Annotated in this window: 15 protein-coding genes; 7 read left to right on the plus strand and 8 right to left on the minus strand. The window is 60.1% G+C overall.

Translation table 11 applies throughout. The features are described from left to right. Positions 1-23: 23 nt before the first annotated feature. Both VY732_RS19275 and VY732_RS19280 read right to left on the minus strand, forming a co-directional pair. On the minus strand, positions 24-1,415 hold the full coding sequence (locus VY732_RS19275) for an FAD-dependent oxidoreductase (protein ID WP_331691518.1): 1,392 nt from the start codon (positions 1,413-1,415) through the stop codon (positions 24-26). A gap of 72 nt (positions 1,416-1,487) precedes the next feature. Then, positions 1,488-2,813 carry an MFS transporter gene (locus VY732_RS19280; protein WP_331691519.1) on the minus strand — a complete coding sequence of 442 codons (1,326 nt, stop codon included), beginning with the start codon at positions 2,811-2,813 and terminating at the stop codon, positions 1,488-1,490. Positions 2,814-3,094: 281 nt separating this feature from the next. On the opposite strand from VY732_RS19280, the gene VY732_RS19285 reads away from it, so the two are divergent. After that, positions 3,095-3,973 (plus strand): LysR family transcriptional regulator, encoded by an 879-nt coding sequence (locus VY732_RS19285; RefSeq protein WP_110719328.1) that lies wholly within the window; start codon positions 3,095-3,097, stop codon positions 3,971-3,973. A 107-nt stretch (positions 3,974-4,080) separates the two neighbouring features. On the opposite strand, the gene VY732_RS19290 is transcribed toward VY732_RS19285, so the two are convergent. Next, positions 4,081-4,947 carry a LysR substrate-binding domain-containing protein gene (locus tag VY732_RS19290; protein WP_331691520.1) on the minus strand — a complete coding sequence of 289 codons (867 nt, stop codon included), beginning with the start codon at positions 4,945-4,947 and terminating at the stop codon, positions 4,081-4,083. Positions 4,948-5,059: 112 nt separating this feature from the next. On the opposite strand from VY732_RS19290, the gene VY732_RS19295 reads away from it, so the two are divergent. Next, entirely contained in the window at positions 5,060-6,169 is a 1,110-nt protein-coding gene (locus VY732_RS19295; protein ID WP_077573677.1) for a 2-aminoethylphosphonate--pyruvate transaminase, read from the plus strand. Between the two features lie 146 nt (positions 6,170-6,315). After that, positions 6,316-7,143, plus strand: coding sequence for a phosphonoacetaldehyde hydrolase (phnX, locus tag VY732_RS19300; RefSeq protein ID WP_331691521.1), 828 nt, complete (start codon positions 6,316-6,318; stop codon positions 7,141-7,143). 114 nt (positions 7,144-7,257) lie between these two features. On the opposite strand, the gene VY732_RS19305 is transcribed toward phnX, so the two are convergent. After that, positions 7,258-7,947 carry a hypothetical protein gene (locus VY732_RS19305; protein WP_331691522.1) on the minus strand — a complete coding sequence of 230 codons (690 nt, stop codon included), beginning with the start codon at positions 7,945-7,947 and terminating at the stop codon, positions 7,258-7,260. Positions 7,948-8,345: 398 nt separating this feature from the next. Here VY732_RS19305 and VY732_RS19310 point away from each other — a divergent pair, with 398 nt between their 5' ends. Beyond that, positions 8,346-8,894, plus strand: a complete 549-nt coding sequence (locus tag VY732_RS19310) for a cytochrome b (protein ID WP_077573681.1) — start codon at positions 8,346-8,348, stop codon at positions 8,892-8,894. A gap of 3 nt (positions 8,895-8,897) precedes the next feature. Here the strand turns inward: VY732_RS19310 and VY732_RS19315 are convergent, their stop codons facing one another. Further along, entirely contained in the window at positions 8,898-9,824 is a 927-nt protein-coding gene (locus VY732_RS19315; protein WP_331691523.1) for a 1-aminocyclopropane-1-carboxylate deaminase/D-cysteine desulfhydrase, read from the minus strand. Positions 9,825-9,968: 144 nt separating this feature from the next. Further along, positions 9,969-12,008, minus strand: coding sequence for an NADPH-dependent 2,4-dienoyl-CoA reductase (locus tag VY732_RS19320; RefSeq protein WP_077573683.1), 2,040 nt, complete (start codon positions 12,006-12,008; stop codon positions 9,969-9,971). Between the two features lie 208 nt (positions 12,009-12,216). Between VY732_RS19320 and VY732_RS19325 the strand changes: the two genes are divergently transcribed. Together VY732_RS19325 and VY732_RS19330 are read left to right on the plus strand one after the other, a co-directional pair. Next, entirely contained in the window at positions 12,217-13,347 is a 1,131-nt protein-coding gene (locus VY732_RS19325; RefSeq protein ID WP_331691524.1) for a nitrilase-related carbon-nitrogen hydrolase, read from the plus strand. 3 nt (positions 13,348-13,350) lie between these two features. Beyond that, entirely contained in the window at positions 13,351-14,391 is a 1,041-nt protein-coding gene (locus VY732_RS19330) for an AraC family transcriptional regulator (protein WP_137219360.1), read from the plus strand. A gap of 418 nt (positions 14,392-14,809) precedes the next feature. Here the strand turns inward: VY732_RS19330 and VY732_RS19335 are convergent, their stop codons facing one another. Together VY732_RS19335 and VY732_RS19340 are read right to left on the minus strand one after the other, a co-directional pair. Then, positions 14,810-15,670: a DUF2242 domain-containing protein gene (locus VY732_RS19335; protein WP_077573686.1), complete on the minus strand. Its 861-nt coding sequence runs from the start codon at positions 15,668-15,670 to the stop codon at positions 14,810-14,812. Positions 15,671-15,762: 92 nt separating this feature from the next. Then, entirely contained in the window at positions 15,763-16,662 is a 900-nt protein-coding gene (locus VY732_RS19340) for a LysR family transcriptional regulator (RefSeq protein WP_331691525.1), read from the minus strand. 118 nt (positions 16,663-16,780) lie between these two features. On the opposite strand from VY732_RS19340, the gene VY732_RS19345 reads away from it, so the two are divergent. After that, positions 16,781-17,986 (plus strand): MFS transporter, encoded by a 1,206-nt coding sequence (locus VY732_RS19345; protein ID WP_331691526.1) that lies wholly within the window; start codon positions 16,781-16,783, stop codon positions 17,984-17,986. The last annotated feature ends 513 nt before the right edge of the window (positions 17,987-18,499 follow it).

Raw genomic sequence — 18,499 nt, forward strand, 5'->3', positions numbered from 1 at the left:
TGTAGGACATCAGCAAAAAGCGCTCAGGCTTTGTCGGCCTTGCCCGCCGCGGCGGCGAACTTCGCCAGACGCACGTCCAGGTGCCGCGGCCGCCGCCCATGATCCTCGGCGCACTCCTTGCGGCGGATGGCGTTACGCACCATCAATGAGCCGAGGTAACGGATAGGTTCCGGCGGGAAATAGCCCAGCGGCCCGTTGACCAGCGGCGAGCGCGTCCACGGGTTGTCCAGGCCTTGCACCAGTGAAGCGAGAATCTGCCCGCCCATGTGGCACGGGCCGACGCCGCTGCCCGAATAGCCGAAACCGTAAAACACATTGCCGGCGCTGCTCATCTGGCCGAAGAACGGCAAACCGGTGACCGAGCGATCCGACGGGCCGTTCCAGGTGGCGTCGACTTTCACATCGGCAAACGCCGGAAAGAAGTCCGCAAGGCTGTTTTTCAGCAGGCCGGCATAAGGCGATGGCTGATCGAACACCGGCAGCATCCGCCCGCCAAACGCGAAGGTGTTGCCGCCCTTGCCGAGCATGATCCGGCCGTCCGGGGTGTTGTGGTAGTAGTGCACGAAAATCCGCGAATCGAGCACGGTGACCCCGCTGATCAAACCGATCTCCTGCAACAGCTCCGGGCGCGGTTCGGTGATCAGCATGTCGCTGGAGACAATCGCCACGCTGCGTTCGAACTGCGGAAAAGCACGGGCCATCCATGCGTTCATTGCCAGCACCACGCGATCGGCGATCACCGTGCCATTCGGCGTCTGCAAGCGTGCCGGGCGTCCTTCTTCCAGCCCGGTCATCGCGGTGTTTTCGTGAATCTTCACGCCCAATTGCAACGCCACCCGACGCAGGCCACGCACCAGTTTGCCCGGCTGCACACTCGCCGCTGCCGGCGAGAACCAGCCTTCCAGATGCTTGCTCGAACCGGCCATGCGTTGCACATCGGCGAGCGGACGCTGGGTGAACGAGTTGATGCCATGGAGTTCCAGTGCGGCAATCACCGCATCGGTCGAGCCGACTTGCGCACGGTTGGTCGCGGTGTACAGCGTGCCGTCGAGGCGATAATCGGCATCGACGCCGTACTGCTCACAAAACTCACCGATCGCATGGATGCTGCGCTCCGATTCCTTGACCAGACGTACCGCTTCCTCGACGCCAAACAGACGTTCAAGGGTGAAATATTTTGCCGACCATGACAGCGCACAACCACCATTACGCCCACTGGCGCCGGCGCCGCAGATGTCCGCCTCGATTAGCAATACATCAAGTTCGGGGTTCTGTTGCTTGAGCATGATTGCCGTCCACAACCCGGTGTAGCCGCCGCCAACGATGCATACATCGCTGCGGATTTCGCCCTGCAGCGGCGGGCAGGTTTGCGAGGTATCGGCCTGCAAGGCCTGCTCCAGCCAAAACGGTCTCATGGGGTTTCTCCAGTCAGATAGCCACGACACAGCCTGCCGCGAGCGTCGCAGCAGGCCGCGAGGCACAGGGTTTCAGGAACGCAGGGGTTTGATCGTCAGCGGGCAATTGGGGATCGAGGCGCGCGGTTCCATCACCCCGACCGGGCGACTGTTCCAGTGCGGAATCAGCACCAGCGCCGAGAACAACGCACAACCGGCGAAGACGATAAACACCGTCACCGAGTCGAAGTAACCCGGCAGCAAACCACCGAGCACCGCGCCGACCGAGCCGCAGCCGTTGACGAAACCGGCCGCTGTGGCGCCAGCCTTGGCTTTGCCGAAGTCGATCGCGGCGGCACCGCTGATCATTGAGTCCGGGCCGTACAGGGTCAGGCCCATGACGAACAGCAACGCGACCACCAGCAAGACACTGCCGGTGTGCAGCGCGCCCATGAACAGCGCCAGCGTCACGGTCAGCGCCAACAGGCTCAACACGCAGGCCGGCATGCGCCGGGCGCCGAAGAGTTTGTCCGAGGCCAGCCCGATCAGGATCGGCCCGAGCAACCCGGCCAGTTCGAAGGAGGTGGGAATGATCGCCGCGCCAACCTTGCCGACACTCGGCATTTGTTCAAAAACAATCACCGGCCCCCACAACAGAATCGCGTAACGCGCCGGTTTCAACATGAAATACGCCAGGCCCAGCACCAGCACCGTGCGGTTACGCAGGATTTCCTTTAACGGCTCCCAGACACTGAGCTTGCTGTTGGCTTCGGTTTCTTCTGCGGTCAGTCCAGGTTCCGGCTCGACCGCCGGCAAGCCGACGTCTTCCGGTTTGTTGCGCTGGAAGATAAAGAACAACACCGCCACCACGGCAACCACCACCGCACTGGAAATGAACGCCGCGTGCCAGGTGCCCATCAAGGTGTACGCCCACCAGCCGGCAAATGGCGACGCCACCAGACCACCAAACGCGTAGCAGGAACTCCATAGGCCAAGCACCCGCCCGCGCTGCTGAGAGGGGAAGAAACTGCCGAGGTTTTTGCACAATCCCGACCAGCCGGTGGACTGCGCCAAGCCCTGAATCAACATACAGGTAGCGAAGATCGGCAACGTGGCGTAACTGCCCATCACCAGCGCCGCGGCGGCGGAAATCAGCAAACCGCCGAGCACCACGACCCGTGGGCCAAAGCGGTCAGCGAGCATGCCCCAAGTGAACTGGCCGAGGGCATAAGCCGCCAGATAAATCGCATCGAGGTTGGCCATGGCCATCTTGTCGAGCATAAAGGTCGGGTCTTCGGCGATGCCCAGTTTGGCCACCGAAAACGCTTTGCGGGTGAAATAGAAAGCGGCGTACGCCAGCCAGGTAATCGCGAAAATCTGCACGCGCCAACGCGCAATGGTGCCGATGTGCTTGTTCATGGTGGTTCTGACCTCAGGGTGTGAGTGTGCCGGCAGAATCGTTAAGAAAAACGCCTGTGTTTTTATTGTTGAGCACTGCGATATCACCCCGTCCCTACGGCGATACCGGTCAGATGAGTCCTGTTGTTGCACGCACAGGCTCATGGCTACCGTGCGGCCCGAGCGGGCAGTCAGCGATGGCGTGAGCCGATCAAAGCAATTACTGTTTAATAAATAAAATCGATTTATCGTATTTCACACATAAGCTCAGCTTGTTACTGACTAAACGATCAGGTGACTGCATGTCGGTGTCCCACGCCCAACTCAAAGCCTTCCACGCCGTGGCTGTGCATGGAAGCTTCACCAAAGCCGCCGAGCGCCTTTTTCTCACGCAACCGGCGATATCCGACCAAGTGCGCAAACTCGAAGAGCGTTTTGGCGTTTTGCTGTTTCACCGCAATAAACGTTCCGTGCGCCTGACTGACCTGGGCGAACGCTTGCTGGCGATCACCCAGCGCCTGTTCGTAATTGAAGCCGAAGCGCAGGAGTTGCTGCAGGAATCTCAGGCCTTGCAGACCGGCAGCCTGATTCTGGCGGTGGATGCGCCGGTGCACGTGCTGCCGCAGATCGCGCGGTTCTGTGAGCGTTATCCGGGGATCAGCGTGAAGATCGAGACCGGCAACACCGATGAATCACTGTTTCGTCTGTTCAACTATCAGGCCGATCTGGCGTTGCTCGGGCGCGATGTCAGCGATGAGCGCTTGCTGTGTGTTCCATTGCGTAACGATCCGATGGTGGCATTCGTTTCGCGCAATCACCCGTGGGCCGAGCGTGAATCGATTTGCCTGGAAGACCTGGATGACACGCCGCTGGTGCTGCGTGAACACGGATCGGTGACAAGGCAGACGCTGGAAGAGGAAATGGCCCGGGCCGGATTTCGCATTCGCCCGGCGATTCAAGTGGAAGGACGGGAAGCGGCACGCGAGGCGGTGGTGGTCGGGATTGGCGTGGGCGTGGTTTCGGCGGCGGAGTTTGGTGCGGATTCGCGGGTGTGTGCGTTGCCGATTGTCGACTGCACACGACGGCTGACAGAGACGCTAGTGTGTTTGCGCGAGCAAAGCAATCGACGGGTGGTGGCGACCTTCCTCGATATGGTTCGCGACAGTCTCCCCGGTTCCTGATCGTTCCCACGCTCTGCGTGGGAACGCCTCAACGGACGCTCCGCGTTCGGCTTTGGATGGGACGCAGAGCGTCCCGGGCTGCATTCCCACGCAGAGCGTGGGAACGATCACGGGGCGGCTGGCGCAAGACCGAAGAACGCCTGAATCAAGCGCAACTCTCGTCGCCGTTCCATGCAGCCGATCATGTGCCGATTGACCAACCCTGCCCCGACAATCGGAATCGCCACCACGCGCGGGTCATGGCTGACCTCAACCGATGACACCACACCAACGCCCAACTCAGCGGCAACGGCCTCGGTCACCGCCTCACGGCTATCGAGTTCCAGCAGCACGCGCGGATGGATCGACGCCTGCGCGCAGGCGTCATCAAACGTGCGCCGGGTGATTGAGCTTGGCTCGCGCAGCACCATGATCACCTGATCCAGTTCCTTGAGTTTCACTTCACTAGCACGCACCGCCCACGGGTGCACCGCCGGTACCAACGCGCTAATCCGTGATTCGCTCAACGCTTGCAGATGCAGGCCTTTGCGCGGCTCCACTTCAGTCAACACCGCCACATCCGCGTGTTCCGACAACAACGCCGCCAAGGTTTCCTGGGCATTGCCCAAACGCAGATTCACCGTGATTCCCGGATAGCGTGCACGCAGGCTGGCCAGCATCGGCATGACCATGTGCGGCCCGTCCGCCGCCACTTCCAGCCGTCCGGTCAACAACTGCCGGTTGGCCTCGAGCATCGTCTGCGCCTCTTCCGCGAGGCCAAACATTGCGCGGGTAATCGCCGCGAGTTTGGTGCCCTCCTCGGTCAGTTCGACCCGTCGCGCGGTGCGCCGCAACAGAGTGATCTGGTAGTGCTCCTCCAGCGCCTTGATATGCCCGGTAACTGCCGGCTGGCTGATGAACAAGCGCGCGGCGGCGCGAGTGAAGCTGCCTTCGCGGGCCACGGCGTCGAAGGCGCGGAGCTGGAACAGATTCATGAATAACTCTCACTGATGGCTGGCATAACAACAAACAATTTGATTGATACACCGGCGAATTGCAACGTATGCCCCGTAGCTTCATCCCACAGCGCAATCCGAGGACACACGAATGAGTATCGCCGAACCCATCCTGCTCACTCCCGGCCCGTTGACCACTTCGGCCCGCACCCGCCAGGCGATGATGGTCGACTGGGGGTCATGGGATGACCGTTTCAATCAACTGACCGCCAGTCTGTGCGAACAACTGCTGGCGATCCTCAACGGCGCCGCCACTCACCACTGCGTGCCATTGCAGGGCAGCGGTACCTTCGCCGTCGAAGCGGCCATCGGCACTTTGGTGCCGCGTGACGGCAAAGTACTGGTGCTGATCAACGGCGCGTACGGCAAGCGTCTGGCGAAGATTTGCGAAGTGCTCGGCCGCTCGTTCAGCACCTTCGAAACCGCTGAAGACGAACCGACGACAGCCGCCGACGTCGATCGTTTGTTGCGCGCCGACAGCGACATCACCCACGTCGCGCTGATTCACTGCGAAACCAGCACCGGGATTCTCAATCCGCTGGCGGAGATTGCCCAGGTCGTCGAGCAACACGGTAAACGCCTGATTATCGATGCCATGAGTTCCTTCGGCGCATTACCGGTGGATGCGCAACAAGTGCCGTTCGATGCGCTGATCGCCGCGTCCGGCAAATGCCTGGAAGGCGTACCGGGAATGGGCTTCGTCTTCGCCCGCAAGGAATCACTGGCCGCAGCCGCCGGTAATTCGCACTCGCTGGCGATGGACCTATTTGACCAGCACACCTACATGATGAAAACCGGGCAATGGCGCTTCACCCCGCCGACCCACGTGGTCGCGGCACTGCACGAAGCGCTGCTGCAATACAACGAAGAAGGTGGCCTGCCGGCGCGACATGCGCGTTACGCGGCCAATTGCGAGGCGCTGATGGACGAGATGGGCAAGCTCGGTTTGCGCAGCTTCCTGCCAGCGGCAATTCAGGCGCCGATCATTGCCACGTTCCATGCGCCGCAAGATCCGCGTTATCAGTTCAAGGATTTCTACGAACGGGTCAAGGCCAAGGGTTACATCCTCTATCCCGGCAAATTGACCCAGGTCGAAACCTTCCGCGTCGGCTGCATCGGCCACGTCAGCCCGGACGAAATGCGCCAGGCCGTCGCGGCGGTCGGCGAAGTGCTGCGCGAGATGGAAGTGTTAGAGATCTAACCCACACCCAAAATCCCCCTGTAGGAGTGAGCCTGCTCGCGATGAGGCCGTGCCAGTCGACGAAGATGTTGAATGATCAACCGCTATCGCGAGCAGGCTCACTCCTACAGTTTGAATTGCATTGCCAACTCAGGAAGTTGATCAACATGAACTACGTCAATCCAAACAAGCTGCAAGCCGCGATCCTCGACTGGGCCGGCACCGTGGTCGATTTCGGCTCGTTCGCGCCGACGCAGATCTTCGTCGAAGCGTTCGCCGAATTCGACGTGCAGGTCTCCATCGAAGAAGCCCGTGGCCCGATGGGCATGGGCAAGTGGGATCACATCCGCACCCTTTGCGATCAGCCGCAAGTGGCCGAGCGTTATCGCAAGGCATTCGGCCGCACGCCGACCGATGACGACGTCACCGCCATCTACAATCGCTTCATGCCGCTGCAGATCGAGAAGATCGCCGAGCACTCGGCACTGATTCCCGGCGCTCTGGAAACCATCGCCAACCTGCGCCAGCAAGGGATCAAGATCGGCTCTTGCTCAGGTTATCCGAAGCAAGTGATGGATAAAGTCGTCGAATTGGCCGCCACCAACGGCTACGTCGCCGACCACGTGGTTGCCACCGATGAAGTGCCGAATGGCCGTCCGTGGCCGGCCCAGGCGCTGGCCAACGTGATCGCGCTGGGCATCGACGATGTCGCCGCATGCGTGAAGATCGACGATACCGTGCCGGGCATTCTCGAAGGCCGCCGCGCCGGTATGTGGACCGTTGCGCTGATCTGCTCGGGCAACGCGCTGGGTCTGGATTACGCCGGTTTCCGCGCCTTGGGCAGCGATGAGCTGGCCAGCGAACGCAAGCGCATTCACGCACTGTTCGAAGGCTCGCGCCCGCACTACATGATCGACACCATCACCGATTTGCCGGAAGTGATTGCCGACATCAACAAACGCCTGGCCAATGGTGAAATGCCCCAATACGGCTAGTTTCGCCGAGACGAAGAAAACCGCTGATTGCAAACGCAATCAGCGGTTTTTTATTCGACTTGCATAAGTCAAATCAAGTAAACGATTTAACAGGCGCTTTCCAAACTCAAGTATTCACTCTGAAACAAGATCACCTGCGGCGTCATAAGCCAGACCGTCCGGGTATTTAATACTGCCATCCGGAAACTTGATTGTTCCGTCCGCCCATTCAATACGCCCATCCGCATATTCGATCGTATCATCTGGCCACACGATTCGGCCATCGGGATACTCTACCCGACCATCTTCATATTGAATAATACCATCGGGACGTGTTACCGATGTTTTATCCACATCGATCCGGCTGCCGTCCGGCAATGTCGTCGAGCCATCCTGGTGGGTTGTGGCACCGATGGTTTGAATCAGTGCAATCAAGGCAATCGGGTCGACATTGACGTTGACCGTTGGCCACGGCATCGGCAGTCGCTTGGTGTTGACTGGATCAGTCGGAAGGGTTGGCGCTACAGGCGTGGTTGGCGCCACCGGTTTGGTCGGGGCTACAGGCTTGGTCGGCACTACCGGTTTGGTCGGGGCTACAGGCTTGGTCGGCACTACCGGTTTGGTCGGGGCTACAGGCTTGGTCGGCACCACCGGTTTGGTCGGGGCTACAGGCTTGGTCGGCACCACCGGTTTGGTCGGGGCTACAGGCTTGGTCGGCACTACCGGTTTGGTCGGAACTACAGGCTTGGTCGGCGTTACAGGCATGGTCGGAGTGATGGAGGGCCGTGGTTTTGGTGTCGGTTTCGAGATCGGAGCCTTAGCCATATCTTTCTTTACGGCGTAGGTGTTTTTTTGCTGGGCAGCTACAATAGTTTTTTTCATTTTCACAAACTCAACACAATAAAATCAGCACTAATTACAAACCTTAGAAAATAACTAAGGACCTGACAAAACAATAATCATCCCACCCCAACAATTCAAATCAAAGCAAACACAAGATATAAACAACAAACAGTTACACCAACAACTTCAAAACCACCACCCAACAACTCCCCCAATACAACAACCCAACAACTTCAGAAATACGCCTTTTCGACAGCGCCACTCCGCCAGCAAAAAACATTGATTAACTCAGGCAAAAACATCACATCAGGTTTACAGTTGATACAGGCCGTCAAACAAGAAGTGGTACCTGTAAACCCTGACCGATGAGGAAACACCGTATGCCGTGGACAAGTTCCGAATCACGCTACAGCACCGTATCGGTGCTGCTGCACTGGCTGATGCTGGTGTTGTTGGTGCTGGTCTACGCCAGCATGGAATTACGTGGCCTGTTTCCCAAAGGCAGCGGCGGGCGCACGCTGATCCGCGAAGTGCACTACATGCTCGGCCTGACCGTGTTTGTGCTGGTGTGGTTTCGCCTGCTCGCGCGCAGCATTGGCCCGGCGCCGAAAATCTTCCCCGCCTCACCGCAATGGCAAACCGTACTGGCGCGGCTGATGCACTGGGCGTTGTACCTGTTCATGATCAGCATGCCGATTCTCGGCTGGCTGATTACCAGCGCCGAGGGGCATCAGGTGATGTTCTATGGTTTTGATCTACCGCTGCTGGTCGCGGAGAACAAGGATTTCGCCAAGCAGGTCGAGCACTGGCATGTTCTGATTGCCACGATCGGTTACTGGCTGATCGGCCTGCATGCGCTGGCGGGGATCTATCACCACTATGTGGTGCGCGATAACACGCTGCTGCGGATGATGCCCAAGCGCGGTTGATTGTCAGGGGCTGGCGATAAAACCGCGCCGGCCCTGCAAGCCACCGGTATGAATGAAGATCAGCCGCGTGCCAGCTGCGAATCTGCCCGCCTCGACTTGCTGTTTGAGCGCCAGCAACGCCTTGCCGGTGTATAGCGGCTCCAGAGGAACGCCGCTGGCCTGCTCGGTCTGCTCAATGAACGTGAGCAACAGCGGATCGACCTTGGCAAAGCCGCCGCGGCTGGCGTCGATCAGTTCATATCCCACGCAGCCCTGACCGGCTGACGGAACAATCGCCTCGACCTGCGGCGCCACGCCGTGATCCTCAGGTACCGCCAACGCGCCATAGACCGGATGCGCACCGGCCTCGGCGAGAACCAGCCCGGCGAGTGTCGTCCCGGTGCCACAAGCCAGCCACCATCCGTGGTAATCACTCCAACCGAGCGTGGGTAATTGCGCTTGCGCCTGTTCCTTGATCGCGGCACAACCGAGCGCACCCGGTAAACCACCACCGCCCTCGGGCACTGCATGCAGTTGCGGATACAGCTCTTGCCAGGGCGCCCAGAATCCCGGTTCGTTTCGTGCGCGATAACCGCCGTAACCCAACCAATGCAGCTGCATGCCGAACGCCTGCAAATCCAGCACCGTCGGTGTCTCTTGCGCATGCCCGCGTAACAGGCCCACGGTTTTGAACCCCAGCCGCTTCCCCGCTGCCGCCAACGCGTGCAGATGATTGGAATGCGCGCCACCGAGGCTGATGATGCCTGCGGCCCCCGCACGATCGGCGGCTTTGAGGTGTTCGACGAGTTTGAACCATTTGTTGCCGCTGATCAGCGGGTCGATCTGGTCGAGGCGCAGGATCGCGACTTCAATACCGGCGGTTTTCAGCCAGTCGAGGTGAAGGTGTTCGAGAGGGGCTTGGGGTAGCCAATCGGAGGGAGGCAAAAGCATGGGCGGCGATTCGATCTGGACAGAGCCGGCATTCTAGTCGCTCACAAGCCGCCATCGCGAGCAGGCTCACTCCTACATTTGAAATGCGTTCCCTGTAGGAGTGAGCCTGCTCGCGATGGCCATTGGCACGCTAGACCTGCTAAATCAGAGCTCAGCGGCGAGGCGCGAACCTTGGTTGATCGCACGCTTGGCATCCAGCTCGGCCGCGACATCGGCACCACCGATCAGGTGCACATTCTGCCCCGCTTCAACCAGGCCATCGTGCAGTTCACGCAATGGATCCTGCCCCGCACAAATCACGATGTTGTCCACCGCCAGCACTTGCGGCTCGCCGGTTTCGCCGATGCGGATGTGCAGGCCTTCATCATCGATGTTCAGGTATTCAACGCTGTTGAGCATTTGTACCTGCTTGTTCTTCAGACCGGTCCGGTGAATCCAGCCAGTGGTTTTACCCAGACCATCACCGACCTTGGTTTTCTTGCGCTGCAACAGGAACACTTCACGGGCCGGCGCATGCGGTGCGGCTTTGATCCCGGCAACGCCACCGCGTGCCTCCAGCTGCGTATCGATGCCCCACTCTTTCCAGAACGCGGCGCGATCCTGGCTGGTCGCTATGCCTTCGTGAACGAGGAACTCCGAGACGTCGAAACCGATGCCGCCGGCGCCGATCACCGCCACGCGTTTGCCAACCGGTTTGCGCTCGAGGATCACGTCCAGATAACTCAGCACCTTGGCGTTGTCGACGCCCGGAATCGCCGGCACACGCGGCGCAATGCCAGTGGCGAGGATGATTTCGTCATAACCGCCTTCAACCAGTTTCGCCACGTCGACGCGGGTGTTCAGGCACACCTCAACGTGAGTGGTCTGCAGTTTGCGTTTGAAGTAACGCAGGGTTTCGAAGAACTCTTCCTTGCCCGGCACACGTTTGGCGATGTTGAACTGGCCGCCGATTTCGCTGGCCGAATCAAACAGCGTCACCTGATGGCCACGTTCGGCAGCCACGGTTGCGGCGGATAAACCGGCAGGGCCGGCACCAACCACAGCGATTTTCTTGATCTGCTGCACGGGCAGGTAGTTGAGTTCGGTTTCGTGACAGGCACGCGGGTTGACCAGGCAACTGGTGAGCTTGCCGCCGAAGGTGTGATCGAGGCAGGCCTGGTTGCAACCGATGCAGGTGTTGATTTCGTCGGCGCGGCCTTCGGCGGCCTTGTTGACGAAGTCCGGGTCGGCAAGAAACGGCCGCGCCATCGAGACCATGTCGGCATCGCCTTCAGCCAGAATCTGCTCGGCGATTTCCGGGGTGTTGATGCGGTTGGTGGTGATCAACGGAATCTTCACCGAGCCACGCAACTTGGCCGTGACCTTGCTGAACGCCGCACGCGGCACTTTGGTGGCGATGGTCGGAATCCGCGCTTCGTGCCAGCCGATACCGGTGTTGATGATGGTCGCGCCGGCCTGCTCGATGGCTTTGGCCAGGGTGACGATCTCGTCCCAGGTGCTGCCGCCCTCGACCAGATCGAGCATCGACAAACGGAAAATGATGATGAAATTCGGGCCGACCGCTTCGCGAACGCGACGAACGATTTCCACCGGCAGGCGCATGCGGTTTTCGTAGCTGCCGCCCCAACGGTCGGTGCGGTGGTTGGTGTGCGCGGCGAGGAACTGGTTAATGAAATAACCTTCCGAACCCATGATTTCGACGCCGTCGTATTCGGCGGTTTGCGCCAGTACCGAACAGGTGACGAAATCGCTGATCTGCTTCTCGATGCCTTCCTCGTCCAGCTCTTTAGGCTTGAACGGGTTGATCGGCGCCTGGATCGCACTCGGCGCGACCTGCTTGGGGCTGTAGGCATAACGCCCGGCGTGAAGGATCTGCATGCAGATCTTGCCGCCCGCCTCGTGCACCGCGCGGGTGACGATGCGGTGCTTGAGTGCTTCTTCCTCGGTGGTCAGCTTGGCCGCACCAGAATAAACGCCGCCCTCGTCGTTCGGACCAATGCCGCCAGTAACCATCAAGCCAACACCGCCGCGCGCACGTTCGGCGAAGTACGCCGCCATACGTTCGAAACCGCCCGGTTTTTCTTCAAGGCCCGTGTGCATCGAACCCATCAGGGTACGGTTGCGCAGCGTGGTGAATCCCAGGTCCAGCGGGGCCAACAGGTGCGGGTAATGAGCGGCGGTCATCGGTAACTCCACAACGAGCAATCACGGAAAAGTTGCGGGCGCTCTGCGGCTCCCGTCAGTCATGTTCGACAGACTAAGAGTCGCATCGCTGTCACTCAATGACCGTAACTGACAACTTATTGATCCAAATGCGCAGCGCCCCTTGGCAACCGGAGCCATGGGCCCTACCCTAGTCGCCATACCCTGTACCCGGTAGTTGTTGGTTTTCATGCGCAAACTTTTGTACCTGTTCTTCTCCATGGCCCTCGTCGCCGCTTTGACCACCTACGCCATGTGGGCGGCGGACCGGCCGGCGGGGCACTACCTGTCGGACTTACGCATTAAAGTGGCGGTCGATCAGGGCACCCCCGCCGATCGCGGCAACCTGCTGGGCATTCAGCCCGAGCTGTTTCCCACCGACTATCAAAACCCCGAGCGCTTGCACCGCAAACTCGCTGCCTATTTGCAGCAAGCTCAGGATCAAGGCCTGCTGAACGACAAAACCGTCGTGGTATTGCCGGAAAACGTTGGCACCTGGCTGCTGCTCAGCGGTGAAAAAGACGAGCTGTATCAGGCGCCGTCCCTTGCTGAGGCGATGAACTGGCTGGCGGCAAGCAATCCGCTGCTGTTCGCCCGCGCCTGGCTCAGCGCCAACGGCAGCGACCGCCTCAATGACGCGTACCTGCGCATGAAATCCAAGACCATGGCCAAGGACTACCAGGCACTGTTCGGTGGTCTGGCCAAGGAGTTTCGCGTGACACTGGTGGCCGGCTCGATCGTGCTGCCGGAGCCAAGCATTCGCGACGGCCAGCTCAAACCCGGTAGCGGAGCGCTGTTCAACAGCAGCGTGGTGTTCGGCCGCGACGGTGTGCCGCTCGGTCAACCGCAACGGCAGATGCACCCGGTGTTCGATCAGCGTGAAGTGATCGAAGGTGCGGACAAACATTCGCTCAACGTGGTCGATACCCCGGCCGGACGCCTCGGCGTGCTGATTGGCAGTGACAGTTGGTATCCGGACAACTACCGCCAACTCGACGAGCAACGCGTGCAATTGGTCGCGGTACCGGCACAGGTGCTCGGTCAGAGTACGTGGAACCAACCGTGGCGCGGCTATAAGGGTTCAAGTACACCGGGATCGGTCAGCCTCAAACCCGGAGAGCTTACAGAAGGACAGGCCTGGCATCGGTTGACGCTGACCGCGCAACCGCCGAGCAGTCAAGCGATTGCCGGCATCAGTGTGTTTCTGCGCGGGCAGTTCTGGGAGAAGGCCAGTTCCGGTCAAAGTTTCCTCAGCAGCAACGGTCAGCAGTTCGCCGATGGCGAGGCTCGTGGCGCGCGCTTGCTGAACATCTGGTTGTAAGCCATGAAACCGCTACCGATGCGTCTTGGGGATCTGTCGGTGGGCTTTGTTCACAGCCTCGCCGATGCCGTGCGCAGCCATGCGGTCGATCCTCAGCCGCTGCTGGAGCAATATGGCCTCGACGCCGCGCGGTTGGCTGAGGCCGGGGCACGCTTGTCGATTCCGCGCTATATGCGTCTGGGCCACGCGGCGATTCAGCTGACCGGTAATACGGCGCTGGGCTTGCGCATGGGCCAGCTCAGCCGCCTGAGCCAGGCCGGGCTGGCCGGTGTCACTGCCGCACAAGCGCCGACCGTGCGCGAAGCTGCACGCTGTCTGATCCGTTTCGAGGCGTTGTACGGTTCCAACTATCGCGGCCAGTCCAGTTTCCACGAAGATGCCCATGGCGCGTGGCTGCGTTTCTATTCGATCAGCCCGTACAACGCCTATAACCGTTTTGTCGTGGACTCGATCATTGCCGGGTGGCTGCATCAGCTCTCCAGTGTCAGCCGCGAACCGCTGCGCGCTGAACGCATCGACATCGAGTTCGAAGCACCGGATTACCGCGAGGCTTACAGCGTGCTGGGGGATTGCCCAATCCAGTTCGGTGCCGAGCGTAATCAACTGCGCCTGAACCTCAACAGCCTCGCACTGCGCAATCCTGAGCATTGCCCGAGTACCTGGCGGCATCTGCTGCAGTTGTGTGAGCGGGAACTGGAACAATTGACCCGCACCCGTAGCCTGCGCGAACGCATCACCCAGCTGTTGGGGCCGTTGCTCAATGGTGGTCGGGAACCCGACCTGGAAGAAGTGGCGACACGCCTGAAGCTGCCGACCTGGACCTTGCGGCGCAAGCTGGCCGAGGAAGGCACGCAGTTTCGCGCGATCCTCAACGATACGCGCCGGGACCTGGCGATGACCTACATCCGTGACACCGAACTGGCCTTCGGCGAGATTGCCTACCTGCTGGGTTTCGCCTCAGCCGAAGCGTTCCAGCGAGCCTTCAAACGCTGGAGCGGTCAAACGCCTGGCGAATTCCGCCGCAGCCACCGCAAAACGGCATAACAGCAGCTGCGAGCTACCAGCTTCAAGCTGCAAGTCAAAGCTCGGTGGCGTCTTCAGCGGGTTCCAGAGGATCCAGTTCAAAGGCCTGGTATTCGAGCAGCTCTTCTTGATATTCATCCATCGCGTAATCCCCCTGCTGCTCTCTTGAATGGGCCTGAGCAAATGCCCAGTGCCTCGAGCTTAACGTGCTCGTGTGAAGGAAAAGTGAAACCCGGCCTTCATGAATAAAACGTAGCAGGTGGTCAGGAATTTATCGCGGGAATTTTGTCAGGGGAATGTAACGAGATTTTAAGTGCATCAGAAACCACTGTGGGAGCGAGCTTGCTCGCGAAGGCGTCGGAGCCTTCAGCACATAGGTGACTGAAGGTCCGTCTTCGCGAGCTGGCTCGCTCCCACAGGGATTTGCGGTGAGGCTGGTTTATTGGCCGGACGCTGGCATCGCCGGAATCGGCTCGGAGGGCGGCGGGATGTCCGGGTTGGCCGGTGGCGTGATGGTTTCGGTCGTCGATGCTGGCGCCGGTTCTGCGCTCGGGGCCGGAGTGATCGGCGCCGCCTCTGCCGGTGGCGCAACCGGTTCAGACGTCACTGGCGTCGCCTCAGCAGGTGCCGGCGCCGGTTCTGCGGCAGGCGCAGGTGTCGCAGCAGGCTCAGCCGCCGGAGTCGGTGTAGGCACCAGCGCTGCCGGAGCTGCCTTCGCCTCAGGCACACCCAAGTCAGCCTTCGGCTTCTCTTCAATGTGTGCAGCTTTCTTTGCTTCCGCCGGGAGGAACAACTCCACCAACGTGAAGAAGCGCTCATAGAACTTTTGCGACGTCACCGTCTCGCTGGCGACCTTGACCATCGAATCGTCGGACGAGCCGATCGGCATCGACACCGAGCCCAACACACCCACGCCGAGGCTGGCCGAGTTGTTGGTTTTCTTCAGCGCGTAGCGATCCTGCAAGGCGTTGGCGAACATCGTCGCATGGTGCCCGGCGCTGCCGTCATCGGCGCAGACCACGTTGAAGCTGATCTCCATGTGGGTGTCGCCGGTTTGCTGGAAGCTCTTGTGGCCGCTGACCAGTTTCGGGTCGCTGCTGGTGATGATGTAGCCCTGGCTGAGCAACGCACGCCGGGCCGCTTCGCAACTGACCGAATCGGTCACCGGGTAATTGCGCGAAAACGTACCGGAGTCATCGAAGTTCTCATGCTCATACATCGGCTTGTCTTTCGAACAGCCGGCAACAGCGGTCAACAACAGCGCCAACCCGACAACACGCATGGGAGTGGAAATCAACATTGAACATCCTGAGAGAAAACAGTCCGGGGCGTATTGTGCAACAGATCACGACCCCGCGGCGCATGGATTAGTGTCTTAAAGCAGTTACAACTCTATCGACCGTCAGTTGCGGGAAAAAGTCGCAACGCCAGATGATCGATGAACACGCGCAATTTCGCCGTCGCGTGGCGACTCGATGGCCATAGCACCCAAAACTGCCCGGTGTGCTCCAGATGCACATCGAGCACCCGCTGCAAGCGCCCTTGCGCCTCGGCCTCGCGGGTCATGAAATCCGGCAGACAGGCAATGCCCATGCCGGCCAGTGCCGCGTGGCTTACAGCCTCAATCGACGTGCTGACCAGCCGAGTCGGCAACGTCGGCTCGGCGGCGCCCTCCGCGCGAATCAGCGGCCAGATTTCCAGCTTTCCAGTCGCATGAAAGGTGTGCCGAAGGCAAGCATGCGCTGCCAGATCGCCGGGTGTTTGCGGCACGCCGCGCTGCGCCAGATAAGCCGGACTGGCCACCAGCACCATGTGAAACTCGCCCAAGGATCGCGCCATCAGTCGCGAATCCCGGGGTTTACCGGTGCGGATCACGGCATCGAAACCTTCTTCAACCACATCGACCATGCGATCGGTCAAATCCAGATCCAGTTCAATCTGCGGGTACAACGCCATGAACTCGGCCATGACCGGCATCACCAGGCCATGCACCTGTGGCAGGCTGATACGCAATTTGCCGTGGGGCTTTGCAGCGACATCACACAGTTCGAACTCCGCCGCCTCGACTTCCGCAAGAATCTTGCGACAACGCTCAAGAAACAGCGCCCCTTCACTGGTCAAGGTGACGCTGCGGGTGGTGCGCTGAAACAAGCGCACGCCCAGTCGCGCCTCAAGCCGCGCAATACTTTTGCCCACCGCCGAAGATGACACCCCTTGCAGCCGCCCCGCTTCGGTGAAACTGCGCGTCTCGGCCACCTGCACAAACACCGAAATACTGCCCAGGCTATCCATACCACCCTCCCATTGCTGACATCCGTGTCCGATATGTTCGGAACCTTAACCCGTTTTTCGCCGATGTGCAGCGCCCTACCCTGTGCTACTCGTCAACATTGCACATGGATGCCGGCTCATGAACGATGCCCAACTCGGTTGCCCCGCACTTGAACACACTGTCGATCGCCACGAGCGATTACCCCTCGGCGCCCTTTTGGCACTGGCCACCGCCGGTTTCATCACGGTCATGACCGAAGCCATGCCCGCCGGCCTGTTGCCGCAGATGAGCAGCGGCCTGAATGTTTCCCAAGCGCTGATCGGGCAATTGGTCACGCTGTATGCGATCGGCTCGATCCTCGCGGCGATACCGCTGACAATCGCCACTCGAAGCTGGCGACGCCGACCGCTGTTGCTTTCAGCTATCGGCGGCTTTGCCATCGCCAACAGCATCACCGCCCTGTCGGAGTGGTACTGGCTGACCCTGATCGCACGCTTTATCGCCGGTGTATTTGCCGGTTTGCTGTGGGCACTGCTGGCGGGATACGCGAGCCGTATGGTCGTCCCGCACTTGCAAGGCCGCGCCATCACCGTAGCCATGCTCGGCGCGCCGCTTGCGCTGTCGCTGGGAATACCCGCAGGCACCCTGCTCGGCACCTTGGTCGGCTGGCGCCTGAGCTTTGCCATCATGACCGCGCTGACCGTTGTGCTGGTGATCTGGGTACGCTGGCAAGTACCGGACTTCGCCGGCGAACACGCGGGAAAACGCATACCACTGCGTCAGGTGTTTACCTTGCCGGGCGTGCGATCCGTATTGCTGGTCACGCTCACCTACGTCGTTGCGCACAATTTGCTGTACACCTACATCGCACCCTTCCTGCAGCCTTCCGGACTTGATGCCAACGTCGACCGCGTGCTGCTGGTATTCGGCCTCGCCTCGGTGCTGAGCCTGTGGATCGTTGGCAGCCTGATTGACCGCTGGCTGCGCGAACTGGTGTTGATCAGTGCCGGGTTGTTCCTGCTGTCCGCAATAGCACTGGGCCTGTGGCGCGAATCGCCGAGCGTGGTGTACATCGCCACCGCCGTGTGGGGACTCGCGTTTGGTGCAATGCCATCACTGCTGCAAACCGCCTCGGCGAAAACCGCGAAAGAGGCTGCCGATACCGCGCAATCGATGCTGGTTACGCTGTGGAATGTCGGGATTGCAGGTGGTGGATTGGTGGGAGGTTTGTTGCTGGGGAACCTTGGGGTGGGGGCATTCCCGTGGATTGTTGCAGGATTGCTGGTACTGACCCTGTCAGTAGCGATCAAAGCTCGGGGACATGGTTTTCCAAGAGCCGAATGAGACCGAGTGCGCTGTTGGATTGAGGCCAGACGGCTGGAAACTGATCGATTGACAGGGCGCCATCGCGAGCAGGCTCACTCCTACAGTTGGATTGAGTACATCTGACAGAAGATTGCTCGGCTGGGAGGCCGCCATCGCGAGCAGGCTCACTCCTACAGTGGAACTGAGTACATCTGACAGAAGATTGGTCGGCTGGCAGGCCGTCTTCGCGAGCAGGCTCACTCCTACAGTGGAACTGAGTACATCAGATAGAAGATTGGTCGGCTGGGAGGCCGTCTTCGCGAGCAGGCTCGCTCCTACAATGGGATTGAGTACATCTGACAGAAGATTGGTCGGCTGTCAGGCCGCCTTCGCGAGCAGGCTCACTCCTACAGTTGGATTGAGTACATCAGATAGAAGATTGGTCGGCTGGCAGGCCGTCTTCGAGAGCAGGCTCGCTACCACAATTGGATTGAGTACATCTGACAGAAGATTGGTTGGCTGGGAGGCCGTCTTCGCGAGCAGGCTCGCTCC

The organism is Pseudomonas sp. ZY71 (genome assembly GCF_036542145.1).
GTDB classification, from domain to species: domain Bacteria; phylum Pseudomonadota; class Gammaproteobacteria; order Pseudomonadales; family Pseudomonadaceae; genus Aquipseudomonas; species Aquipseudomonas koreensis_A.